At 56.6% G+C, this 11,498-nt stretch carries 10 protein-coding genes; 6 read left to right on the top strand and 4 right to left on the bottom strand.

What is annotated here, in order from left to right:
* Positions 1 to 169 precede the first annotated feature (169 nt).
* The 4 genes from ligA to D9N14_RS02500 are packed head-to-tail and all read left to right on the top strand — an operon-like array spanning position 170 to position 2,734.
* Positions 170 to 1,051: an NAD-dependent DNA ligase LigA gene (gene ligA / locus D9N14_RS02515; RefSeq protein WP_290576516.1), complete on the top strand. Its 882-nt coding sequence runs from the start codon at positions 170 to 172 to the stop codon at positions 1,049 to 1,051.
* 10 nt (positions 1,052 to 1,061) lie between these two features.
* Complete coding sequence (locus D9N14_RS02510; protein ID WP_290576514.1) at positions 1,062 to 1,679, top strand: hypothetical protein; 618 nt, start codon at positions 1,062 to 1,064, stop codon at positions 1,677 to 1,679.
* Positions 1,654 to 2,505 (top strand): polyphosphate kinase 2 family protein, encoded by an 852-nt coding sequence (locus tag D9N14_RS02505; protein ID WP_290576512.1) that lies wholly within the window; start codon positions 1,654 to 1,656, stop codon positions 2,503 to 2,505. The genes D9N14_RS02510 and D9N14_RS02505 overlap by 26 nt, the downstream gene beginning before the upstream one ends.
* Positions 2,480 to 2,734: a YheU family protein gene (locus D9N14_RS02500; protein ID WP_290576510.1), complete on the top strand. Its 255-nt coding sequence runs from the start codon at positions 2,480 to 2,482 to the stop codon at positions 2,732 to 2,734. Before D9N14_RS02505 ends, D9N14_RS02500 begins: the two co-directional genes overlap by 26 nt.
* A 5-nt stretch (positions 2,735 to 2,739) precedes the next feature.
* Here the strand turns inward: D9N14_RS02500 and D9N14_RS02495 are convergent, their stop codons facing one another.
* From D9N14_RS02495 to mnmC, 3 genes are all read right to left on the bottom strand, one after another.
* A complete protein-coding gene (locus tag D9N14_RS02495) occupies positions 2,740 to 4,929 on the bottom strand; it encodes an EAL domain-containing protein (protein WP_290576508.1) in 2,190 nt (729 codons plus the stop codon).
* Positions 4,930 to 4,993: 64 nt separating this feature from the next.
* Positions 4,994 to 5,386 carry a rhodanese-like domain-containing protein gene (locus tag D9N14_RS02490; protein ID WP_290576506.1) on the bottom strand — a complete coding sequence of 131 codons (393 nt, stop codon included), beginning with the start codon at positions 5,384 to 5,386 and terminating at the stop codon, positions 4,994 to 4,996.
* Positions 5,387 to 5,409: 23 nt separating this feature from the next.
* Complete coding sequence (mnmC, locus tag D9N14_RS02485; RefSeq protein WP_290576504.1) at positions 5,410 to 7,455, bottom strand: bifunctional tRNA (5-methylaminomethyl-2-thiouridine)(34)-methyltransferase MnmD/FAD-dependent 5-carboxymethylaminomethyl-2-thiouridine(34) oxidoreductase MnmC; 2,046 nt, start codon at positions 7,453 to 7,455, stop codon at positions 5,410 to 5,412.
* 63 nt (positions 7,456 to 7,518) lie between these two features.
* Here mnmC and D9N14_RS02480 point away from each other — a divergent pair, with 63 nt between their 5' ends.
* The gene (locus tag D9N14_RS02480; protein ID WP_290576502.1) at positions 7,519 to 8,394 is read left to right on the top strand and encodes an AEC family transporter; all 876 of its coding nucleotides are present in this window, start codon (positions 7,519 to 7,521) and stop codon (positions 8,392 to 8,394) included.
* Between the two features lie 15 nt (positions 8,395 to 8,409).
* Here D9N14_RS02480 and D9N14_RS02475 read toward each other — a convergent pair whose 3' ends face one another.
* On the bottom strand, positions 8,410 to 9,252 hold the full coding sequence (locus tag D9N14_RS02475) for a hypothetical protein (RefSeq protein ID WP_290576500.1): 843 nt from the start codon (positions 9,250 to 9,252) through the stop codon (positions 8,410 to 8,412).
* 306 nt (positions 9,253 to 9,558) lie between these two features.
* On the opposite strand from D9N14_RS02475, the gene D9N14_RS02470 reads away from it, so the two are divergent.
* Entirely contained in the window at positions 9,559 to 11,451 is a 1,893-nt protein-coding gene (locus D9N14_RS02470; RefSeq protein ID WP_290576498.1) for a diguanylate cyclase, read from the top strand.
* Positions 11,452 to 11,498: the final 47 nt, after the last annotated feature.

The following is an 11,498-nucleotide window of genomic DNA, read 5'->3' as shown; positions in this document are numbered from 1 at the left end:
TGCCCATTGAAGCGGGAAGATAAATATTCCATTTTTTCAGCTTGGTTCAATTTCGAGAGCACCTTGTTGATAGGTTCAACTAGGAAAATATGCCGGGTATCCATTAAAAATGCCAGCAAAATCAATAATAATGCTATATGATACAATCGTCATATGGTGACACTTCGAGGTGATTCCGAAAGTGGTCAAGGTGGTGCTGGAACGACGTCCACCCTCGGCGGAAGCGGTGGTGCTGCCCCGTCAGTGCCCGGTGTGCGGTTCCGACATCATCAAGCCGGAAGGGGAGGCGGTTGCCCGCTGCTCCGGTGGTTTGTTCTGTCAGGCCCAGGTGAAAGAGGCCATCAAACATTTCGCCTCGCGCAAAGCCATGGATGTGGATGGCCTGGGGGACAAACTGGTGGAACAGCTGGTGGACCAGGGCCTGATTGCCCATGTCTCTGACCTGTACCGGCTCCAGGTGGAACAGGTGGCCGCCATGGAACGCATGGGTGAGAAATCTGCCGCCAACCTGATCAAGGCCCTGGAACACAGTAAGGCCACCACATTGCCCCGCTTCCTGTTTGCGTTGGGGATTCGGGAAGTGGGTGAGGCCACGGCCCTGAACCTGGCCAACTATTTTGGCAATCTGGACGCGCTGAAACAGGCGGATGCCGATGCGTTGCAGCAGGTACCGGATGTGGGTCCCATCGTGGCGGATCATGTTGCCACGTTCTTCCAGCAACCCCACAACCTGGAAATCATCGACGCATTGATTCAAGCCGGCGTGCACTGGCAGGAACAGGCGGCGGTGGATCGTGATTCTCTGCCGTTGGCGGGTAAAACCTACGTGCTGACTGGCACCTTGAACCAAATGACCCGGGATGACGCCAAGCAATATCTGCAGTCCCTGGGAGCAAAAGTCAGTGGCAGTGTGTCCAAGAAAAGCGATGGCGTCATTGCCGGCGAGAAAGCCGGGTCCAAACTGGCCAAGGCCGAATCCCTGGGTGTACCGGTGTTGGATGAAGACGCGTTCATTGCATTGTTGCACGACTACGGAATCCAACCGTCTTAATGGAGGCGCTGTGTCTGAACCGATCCATCACTCAGTGGTAACTCTCAAGGAAAACCGGTTTCCCCTGTTCAGCCTGGTGCTGGTGATACTGGCATTCTGCCTGACCGGGTATATGGCCTATCTCAACTATGAAATCACTAAGGTGGCGGGCGCACAGCTGATCCGGGCCCAACAGCTGCAGGAAAGTGCCCAGAGCAAGATCCTGGACCAGTACGCCCATTTTCTTTATCAGCGCGCCGAGGCGGAGCGATTCGAGCGTTCTTTTGAAGTGCGTCAGAAGCATTACGCGGATTTTATGGGCGCGTTGTCGGATGCCTGGAACAGCGTTGGCCGCAAAAGCCGGCAGGATCTGGATCAGGCATTGCATCAGTTGGCCAAATCCTATTACGGACTGGAGCCGTTCATGGACAGTGGCAGTCGTTTGTCCATGCAAAAGCGCATTACCATATTCCACAATCTCGCCAAGCAGTTGATTGGCTATGAGCAGAATAAGCAGGGTATCATCATGGCAGACAAAACCACCATGGATCGCATGATCCGGGAGTTCCAGGAATTCCTGTATCCCATGTTGTTTGAGCCCGGGCGCGAGGAGGGTAAGTCGAGTGAAAGTGGTCAAGCTGAGCGGTGACACTGTAAAACTGAAAGACCTGGGAACTTCCCCCAAACGCAAGGTGGAAAAAGCCCGGGAAAAAATAGACGAACTGCAATTGCAGCTGTTGCGGGCCCAGCAGGCGCTGTTCCGCGAAGGAAAACGGGTCATCATCCTGATGGAAGGCACGGATACTGCCGGCAAAGGCGGGGTTATCCGACGCTTGACCCGCCACCTGGACCCCCGCGGCGTGCGGGTCTGGCCCATCGGCGCACCGGCCAAGTGGGAACAATCCCGTCACTATCTTTACCGCTTCTGGCAAAAGCTGCCGGAGCCCGGTGAAATCACAATCTTCGACCGTTCCTGGTACGGTCGTGTGCTGGTGGAGCGGGTGGAAGGGTTTGCCTCCGAAGCCGAGTGGGGGCGTGCCTATCGCGAACTGGCGGAGTTCGAGCGCCAGCTCACGGATGACGGTGTGGTGTTGATCAAACTGTTTTTGAATCTTTCGAAAGATGAACAGTACAACCGCTTTATGGATCGGTTGCGGGAACCCACCAAGCGCTGGAAGATCACCACGGCGGATCTGGAAAGCCGTCACCACTGGAGCGCCTATCAAAACGCCTATGAGGACATGCTCAACAAAACCGCCACGAAAATTGCACCCTGGTATGTGATCCCGGCGGACAACAAGCAGTATGCCCGGGTGAAATGTCTTTCCATCATTGCCGATCAGTTGGAGCAGGTGGTGGATACCGGTCGGGTGATGATTCTGGACCCCAAGGTGATTGCCAAGGTGATAGAAGAATTCGGTGAGGATGTATTGCGGGTGCAGCTGGTGGATGGAAAAGATGGAAAACCTGATTGAGATTCCCTGGGACCAGTTACAGGCAGAGACATTGCAGGGCCTGGTGGAGGAGTTTGTCACCCGCGATGGTACCGACTACGGCGCGGAGGAGGTGGCATTGTCCCGTAAGGTGGAACAGGTCATCAGGGGAATCAAGGCGCGCGAGTATGTGATTCTCTACGATCAGGAGATGGATAATGTCCACATTGTTACGGCCCGGGAATGGCGTGCCTCCGGCGCGCCGCAGTGACGCTCTCAGCGGCTGGGGTTGGCCGTGGTCACCGGGTCGGCGAGCAGGGTAACCCAGGACTGCTGGCGCACGTATTGAGCCAGATCTTCGGCACTGAGGGCCGGGCTGAAATAATGACCCTGTACCACGTCGCAACGGTGATCCAGTAAAAACTTCAGTTCCTCGTGGGTTTCCACGCCTTCTGCCACCACTTCCAGATTCAGGTTTTTGCAGAGTTGGATAATGGTGTGAATGATGGCGGCGGCCTGTCCCTTGCGAATGCACTGGGAGACAAAGCTGCGGTCAATTTTCAGGGTGTTGAACGGGAATCGGGTCAGGTAGCTCAATGAGGAGTATCCTGTGCCAAAGTCGTCCAATGCCACCTTGACCCCCAGGTTACGAATACCGTCCAGCGTCCGCAATACCCGGTTGGTGTCCTCCAGCAGCACCGTTTCCGTCACTTCCACCTCCAGTTGCGAGGGCGCCAGTCGACAGGCCAGCAGGCCATTGCGAATCATCTGCACCAGCGGGCTGCCACGAAACTGAATGGGGGAGAGGTTGATGGCGATGCGGATGGGTTGCAGGCCGCTTTCGTTCCACTGCTTGGCCTGCAGACAGGCTTTGTTGATCAGCCACTCCCCCAGTTCATTGATCAGGCCGATTTCTTCCGCCATGGGGACGAATTGGGAGGGGCTGACCAAACCCCGCACCGGGTGGTTCCAGCGCACCAGGGCTTCCACGGATTGGATACCGCCGTTTTTAAGGTGCAGCTTGGGCTGATAGTGCAGTTCCAGCTCGTTGTGACGGATGGCGTGGCGCAGGTCGTTTTCCACCGACAGCCGTTCCTTGGATTTGAAATCAATATCACTGGAATAGAAATGAAAGTTGTTACGCCCCTGGGATTTGGCGAAATGCATGGCAGCGTCGGCGTTGCGCAGGATCATTTCCGAGCCCAGGCCATTGACCGGATACAGGGCGATGCCGGCGCTGGCGGTGAGCACGATGTTGTTGCCTTGCAAGGTGAATGGCGTGACCAGCTGCTTCAACATTTTTTGCACAAACAGAATGATATCATCCAGTCGCTTGAAGCGATTGATCAGCACCGCGAACTGGTCCCCTTCTAGCCGCGCGATTTTGTCGGTCATGTTTTCCAACGGCGCCTGGGGGTCGATCGCGTGCATGTTGAGCGCAGTGCAGCGCGCATCATCGAACGTGCGCAACAATCGGTTGGACACTTTTTTCAGTAACTCGTCGCCGGCTTCATGGCCCAGGGAGTTGTTGATGCGGGTGAACAGGTCCAGGTCCAGCAGGATCACCGCCAACAGATGACCTTTTTGCCGGGCCTGCTTGATGGCGTGATCCAGGTGGGTTTTGAAAAAGGTGCGATTGGGGAGTTGGGTCAGGGTGTCGTAGTACGCCAGCTGCAGGATCTGGTCTTTGTGGGCGATTTCTTCCGTGATGTCGTGAATGGTGCCATACACTGAATAGTCCTTCTCGTTGTGCAGGACAAAGCGCGCTTCGTGACGCAGGGTGCGTCCCAGACCGGTGTCTGAACTGACCCGGTGGTGCAGTGTGATCCGGCCCTGGTGTTTGCTGTCGGCCTGCTGAAAATTCCGGATTATTTTCAGTCGTTCGGACTCGGGCAGCTTTTCCAGCACATCCCGCACACTGGTCTTGCGATCTTCTGCAAAGCCCAGAATACGATTGAACTCCCTGGAGACCATCAGCTCGCCGGTTTTGCTGTCCCACTCCCAGCTTCCCATATTAGCGATGCGTTCTGCGTGCTCCAGGATGCGCTCCCGGCGCTTGAGCGAGATCAGCGTCATGCTGGCCCGGATCTGGTAACGGCAGCGCTGTACCAGAACCAGGTGATTCAAAGGGTGAATGACGAAATCGGCCGCGCCGGCGTCAAACACGGTGGCGGCCAGAGTCATTTCGTTGTGGTGGGACAGCACAATGACCGGTACGTTGGCCGGGGCCGCGAGGGTGGTGAGTTCAGCGCAGAGTTCGAGCCCGCCTGCCACATCCGGCAGGTCCAGATCCATTAATACCAGATCAGGGTGCACCTGCTTGTAATACACAAGCGCCAGCTTCGCATTCCTGGCTTCCACGGTATTGAAACCAGCTGCGCTGAGACTGTCACTGATGGCGATGCGGCTTTCTTCATTACCGTCCACCACCAAGATGGTATGTGAATGCGAATTAACGGAATTCAAGCGCGACTCTGTTTGTGATTGTTATTGATCGGTTCGCGTTACGGATGCGATCCATGGTGCCAAGCTAATTTTCCTCCGGCAACCGGTTTTTGCTCCAGCCCAGCATATCCCCCTGCAGATGATAGAGCTGGGTGAAGCCCAGCTGGGTCAGGGTGGATTCCGCCATCGCCGCCCGCCGCCCGCTGCGGCAATAGAGTAGAACCGGTTTGTCTTTCAAGTGGGCGATCTTTGCCAGCTGGGCGTCGATGTGGTCGTGGGGAATATTGATGGCCCCCGGCACGTGTCCGGCCTGGTACTCCTCGGGGCTGCGCACATCAATGGCGGTGATCTGCCCTGCCTGCAGTTGCGCCTGGGCCTGGGTTTGGTCCAGCTCTCCCTTATAATCCGCATAAGCCCATGGACTGGTCAAAATCAGAAGCAGGCCAAACAGATGGATACGCTTGCTGAGTGCCGACATGGTTGACTCCTTGAATGCTGATGTTATTGCGGGTGTTGTCTTCTAATTATATTCCGGATCAGGAATCGTGCCGGGTGAATCGCAAACAGAGCTTCCCGGTCCAGTGGCTGCGGTTCCCCTGTCAGGTACGATGCGATGATTTCTGCCGCCAGGCAAGCGGAAGTGATGCCCCGGGAACCGTGACCACAACTGATCAACAATCCAGCGTGATTAGGGCCATAAGGAAAGGTGCGCTTCAAGAACCCTTTACCCAAATCGCTGAAGGCCCGGGAATAGCGTTCAACGTCGGGTAAAGGTCCGATGATGGGCAAATAATCCGGCGTCTGGCAGCGAAACCCGACGCGGCCTTCACAGTGCTCGGCAGGTGCCAGCGCCAGGTCTTGTGCCAGGCTGGGCAGGGTTTGCCGCAGTTGCTCCAGGTTCCAGTGATGATCTTCCGGGCGCGAGTGGACGCAATCCAGCCTTGGATTGAACGTCGCGCCCACACAATGAAAGCCTTCCCGTGCCGGGTTGATGTAGCCGTGGTAGTTGATGGCATGCTGCAACTGGCTGGAGGCGGTGGTGGCCGGGCAGTAGGTGATCTGGCCACGTACGGATTTCAGGGGCAGGTGCCGGGTTTGCTCAAACTGATTGCTGCCGAAGGCGTTGGCCAGGACGACCGCATCGAAGGGGCCCAGGTCATCCACCTGCCATTGGTTGTCCCGTCGCTGCAGCGTCTGCACGGCAACGGCAGTGCGCAGCTCAATGCCTTGGTGATCCAGCAGGGTCTGGCAGAGTACAGCGGGGTTAAGCCAGCCGCCCCCCGGCAGCAACATTCCACTCAGGTCCGTCTGAAGCCCCAGTTGTTGTTGAATCTGCTCTGGGCCAAGCCCCTGCATCAGCTCCGGGGGCCAGTATTGCTCCTGCAACAGGCTGGCCTGCTCGGCGGCTTCCTTGGCATCGAACGCCAGGCGCAGAACGCCGTTCAGGTTCCAATCCTTACCCTCTATCGCGTCGCTGTTGCGCAGTGTGTCCAGCAGGTAACGGCAGGCATACAGGTAGGCCCACTGGTAGAAGCGGTTTTGCGGTGTGTCGTGCAGGCTCAGTTTGGTGAAGGTGACGCCGGTGGGATTGCCGGAACCCTGGCTGGCAATCGTGCTGGCCTGCTCCAGCACCGTGACCCGCCAGCCCCGTCGCGCCAGGCTGTTGGCCACTGTGGCACCCGCCAGGCCGGCGCCGATTACCGCGGCTCTGGTGCCACTTTGCCCGGGTCCTGGATAGTGAAAGTGAAACCAGGGTTTCGCTTCCGGGGCCAACGTTTCTTCAGTCGACACCCCCTGGAATTGGCCCCGCAGCATGTCCCGCTTGCGGCCAAAACCGGCCACCTTTTCCATTTTGAAACCGACTTCCTGCAACCCCCGTTTCACCACGCCGGCTGCGGTGAAGGTGGCCACGGTGGTGCGCGGATGGCTCAGGCGGGCGATGTGCTGGAACAGCTCCTCTTGCCACATGCCCGGATTTTTGGCGGGAGCAAAGCCGTCCAGAAACCAGGCATCCACGCGGCCTTCCAGGGTGCTGAAGCCGGTACTGGCGTCGTCCAGAATCAGGGTCAGGGTGATATTGGCGGCGGAAAAATACAGGCGATGATAGCCCCGCACCGGAGCCGGGTATTGCTCCAGCAGAGGGTCGGAAATCCAGTCGTATGACGGCCACTGGTCTGCGGCCCGGGCCAGGTCTGCCCGGGTCAGGGGGTGCTTTTCCACGCTGACAAAATGCAGGTGGGCGTTCGCCTGTAAGTGGCCTTCTGCTTTGCAGTGGCGCCACAGCTCGGCGGCGCAGTAAAAATTCAGGCCGGTGCCAAAACCGGTTTCAGCAATGGTGAACTGACGCAGTCCGTTTTCGCTCCAGCGCGCTTCCAAATCATTGTTCTGCAGAAACACATAGCGGGTTTCTTCGCGGCCGACCTCGCGGGAGAAGTAAACGTCCTCAAACTGATCGGACACCGGAGTACGGTCTTGCCACTCGATGCGGGCACAGGGGACGATGCGGGAGCGCGGTGCAGGCGGCGTGTCGGAAGGCGGTTGGTTCATCGGGACAAATCATTACCATGGGTTATACTGTGCGCCATCATAACACAGTCGAATCAGAGGCTTATGCTGCAGACGCTGTTACCTGTCACCGGTCCGGTGATGATATGCATTCTGGTGGGATTCTGCTGGAAGAAGCTGAACGTACCCTACGATACCGATATGGTAACCCGCTTGGTGATGTGTATCGGCGCGCCTTGCCTGGTGGTGTCTGCCATGACCAACGCCGCAGTGTCCCGCGCGGTGATTGAAGAGATGTTCTGGGTCACCCTGGTGATGGTGGTGGCCACGCTGTTGCTGGCGGCCCTGGTAATCGCCGTCAGTCGGCAGTCCCTGCGCGCGTTGTTGGGGCCTATGGTGTTTCCCAATGCCGGCAACATGGGATTACCGGTGTGTCTGTTTGCGTTCGGGGAGCGGGGTCTGGTGTTGGCCATCGCAGTGTTTATGATGTTGTCCCTGGTGCATTTTACCCTGGGCATTGCCCTGGTGAGCGGACGCTCGGTCTTTCAGGAGATGATCCGGAACCCCATCATCTACTCCATCGTCACCGCCCTGGTGATGATCTACGGTGATCTGTCGCTGCCCAAGTGGGGCCAGAACACGGTGTCCCTGCTGGGGGATATGACCATTCCGCTGATGCTCATCACCTTGGGGGTAAGTCTGGCCAACATGCAGGTATCGCACCTGGGGAAGAGCGCAGTGTTCGCCCTGCTGCGGCTGGGTATCGGGGTGGCTGTCGGGGTGGGGGTGGCCACTGGATTTGGACTCACCGGGGTCGCCCGGGGGGTGGTGATCCTGCAAAGTGCCATGCCGGTGGCGGTGTTCAACTATCTGTTTGCCCTGCGCTATGGGCGTGAACCGCAGGTTGTGGCGGGCATGGTGGTGATCTCCACCCTGTTGTCCTTCGTGTTGCTGCCGTTGCTGCTGGTGTATGTCGTCTAGGGTGTTTACCCGGGTTCAGGTGTCCGCCGACAGTCGCTCCAGCATCATCTGGTTCATGGCATACAACTGATCCCGGACCACCGCGCTGGCCTGGTCCATCACCGCCAAATGGCCGTCAATGATCTCGGTGCCCATCAGGAACAGCTTGTGACTGGGCACCTGGAAGGTTCTTTCCGAGTCCATCTCGTGGCCCAGCAGGCTGATAAAGTAATTCAGCTTCATGTTCAGGTTGGGCAGGGATTTCAGGCCGGGAATGCAGGGCAGGTATTGGCTCGAAATCAATTGAATGTTCTGGTCAAAACGCTCCTTGCGATAACGGAATTCCTGCAACCAGAACGTCACCCGCGCCCCGAGTTCCTTGTCGGTATGACCGATGACGGCCATGTGGGTGCCAATACCGCGAATCCGCGCCAGGTACTCAACCAGTTCATACAGGTCGATCACGCAGGTCTGCACCAGGCCATGCAGAGGGTAGGTGAAACTGTTGTCGGCCCGGCTGCGCAGCGCCTCGTTGTGCTCCAGCCCCGCCGGCGTCGCCAACACCTGCTCCGACAGCTGGCGGGTGATGCGGATAATCAATTCCAGCAGGTGGGAGTGGAACTCGAAGCTGTGATGCAGGTCGTCGTTCTCCCAATCCTTGATGATCGTGAGCCAACCCAGGGTAAGTTGCTCATAATCATTGTCGGCCAGGGGCTTGCCCGCCGAGTTATTGAGGCATTGCAGGTATTCAAACTGGGCGGATGTCTGTTTTTGGAGCGCCTGGACCTGGTTGCGGAAGCTGGTATCGCCCCCTAATAGTGCAAGCGTCGCACCGCGATGGCGCTGGATGAACCGGCTAAGGTTTAAAATTGTAACCATCAAATCCAGCTGTGCTGTTCTCAGCTGGTGAGATTTGAATAAATCTTGAGCTAAAGTGCTGTCGCTTGTAGGGTTTTTCGGCATATCAGCGTCTTGTAAACAATGTTCTATCTGGCCCATCACACGTATCAACCGTTGAATTGTTCTGCTTTCCTGTCCTTTGGGGAGCATTAACGCAATAGTTATGCCAGACTATGGCTGACTATTTATTACACACTATCAACAGAGGATACAATAATTGTATACTCGGTCGGCTCGCTTTCAGGTAGTGTGTTTTTCAAATAATTAGATTCATGATGGGGCACAATGTTCAATTCCCTGACGCATCCGCTGTCGTTGTTGCTGGGTGTGTTGTTCCTGTTTCTGTCCGGTTCAGGGTGGGCAGAGAATAACTCGACCTTTCGGGTTTCCCCCGATTACCAGTATCTGGTGGATGAGACCGGAGACCTGTCTTTGCGCGACATATTGGATGCGCCGCAGAGCTGGTCGGTGTCCGGCTTTCCCGGTTCCGTGCAACAAGGGTATGTTGGCGATACGCTGTGGCTGCGATTCCGCTTCAGTGTCAACGGCAAAGTGCCGTTGCGTATGTACATGGAGTTGGCCACTCCGTTTCTGGATTTTGTGGATTTTTACCTGGTGCAGCCCACCCCACAGGGTAAAAACCTGCTGGCGCATGGCATCGGCGGGGATCATCAGCAATTTGTTGCCCAGGAACTGGAACACCGCTTTCCCATTTTTCCCATCAATGTGTCGCTGGCCGGTGACTATGAGGTCTATGTCCGCCTCAACAGCGACAGTGCCATGATCTTCCCTGTGAACTTCCGCACCCCGGAAGGGTTCTTCCAGTCGGAGTTTCGCGCCCAGGCATTCTATGGCTTGTTCTTTGGCATGATGTCGGTGCTGGCGTTTTATAACGCTTACGTATGGTATTTTTTGCGGGATCGTACCAATCTGTTCAACATGGCGTTCATCGTGTCCGCCATGCTCTACCAGGCCAGTATCAGCGGATTCGGCCCGCTGTACCTCTGGGGTTCGCAGGTGTTCCTGAATGACAAGAGCTATGGGTTGGGCATCCTTTCCACCATCTTTTTTGCCGGCCACTTTGCGGTGTTGTTTATAGACCTGAAAAACCGGGTGCCCTGGCTGGCACGGCTGACACGGATCTTCGTTACCCTGTTTGGGCTGGGCGTGATTCCGGTGGTGTTGTTCCCTGAGCGCCTGGTGTTGCCGTTCATCTATCCTCTGGAAATGTTGGTGTGCATATACGCCATTTTTGTACTCACCCACCAGTGTTTCACAGGTAATTATTGGGCCCGCTATCTCATGGCCGGTTGGTCAGTATTGATCACGGGGACCTGTTTCTATGTGGCAGCGCAATTGGAATGGATTCAGTTTTCGGTGGCGATTGAATACATCCACGCCGCCGGGTTGTCTCTGGGCAACCTGATGGTCACCTCCGCGTTGGCGGCGCGCATGCAGCGGGAGCGCAGTGAGAAGAACCGGGCCCTTAAACAGGCCCTGGACCTGGCTCAGGAAGTAACCGAGTTGACGCGGGAGAAGGAGCAGATCGCGGCATCAGCCCGGGATGAGCTGGAGCGCAGGGTGGATCAGAAAACCCGTGACCTGAGTGCCATGCTCGATCAGCTCAAGCAGAGCAATGAAAAGCTGGCCCAGGATACCCTCACAGACGCCCTGACCGGGGTGGGCAACCGCCGTTACCTGGATACCTGTTTTCCCGAACTGATCCGGCAGTGTCAGCAAACCCGATCCTCGTTGGGGATTCTGGTGATCGACGCTGACCACTTCAAGAAGATTAACGATCAGTTCGGGCATCTGGTCGGAGACGAATGCCTTAAGAAAATTGCGGTCATTTTGCAGCGCTTTTCCCGCCGCAATCTGGACGTTCTGGTTCGCTACGGCGGGGAAGAGTTTATCCTGCTGTTGCCGGCCACTGATGAAGCCGCTGGACAAAAGGTGGCGGAGTCCATTCGCAGTCATATTCAGTTTGCCTCATTTTGGCACAACAAGCGTCGCATTCCGGTCACCGTGAGCATTGGTGTCCATAGCGTCATTCCCGATGGCCGTGAGACCGCCGAAAAACTCTTGGTGAAAGCAGACGAAGCACTGTATCGCGCCAAAAAGAACGGTCGTAATTGTGTTGAGGTTTATCAACCGGAGCAGGAAGCGGCTAACCCTTGATTCAGGGCTCTGTTCTCTTCATTATGGAGTGAATGTGAAATCACAGG

Source organism: Ketobacter sp. (assembly GCF_003671495.1).
Lineage (GTDB): Bacteria > Pseudomonadota > Gammaproteobacteria > Pseudomonadales > Ketobacteraceae > Ketobacter.
The sequence above is the reverse complement of the archived record's forward strand: the minus strand, read 5'-3'. Positions and strand labels throughout refer to the sequence as shown.

Coding starts and splice junctions, on each gene's coding strand:
- D9N14_RS02480 (WP_290576502.1), top strand. CDS start 7,519: ATGCTGCAGACGCTGTTACCTGTCACCGGTCCGGTGATGATATGCATT.
- D9N14_RS02490 (WP_290576506.1), bottom strand. CDS start 5,386: ATGTCGGCACTCAGCAAGCGTATCCATCTGTTTGGCCTGCTTCTGATT.
- D9N14_RS02500 (WP_290576510.1), top strand. CDS start 2,480: ATGGAAAAGATGGAAAACCTGATTGAGATTCCCTGGGACCAGTTACAG.
- D9N14_RS02475 (WP_290576500.1), bottom strand. CDS start 9,252: ATGGTTACAATTTTAAACCTTAGCCGGTTCATCCAGCGCCATCGCGGT.
- mnmC (WP_290576504.1), bottom strand. CDS start 7,455: ATGAACCAACCGCCTTCCGACACGCCGCCTGCACCGCGCTCCCGCATC.
- D9N14_RS02470 (WP_290576498.1), top strand. CDS start 9,559: ATGTTCAATTCCCTGACGCATCCGCTGTCGTTGTTGCTGGGTGTGTTG.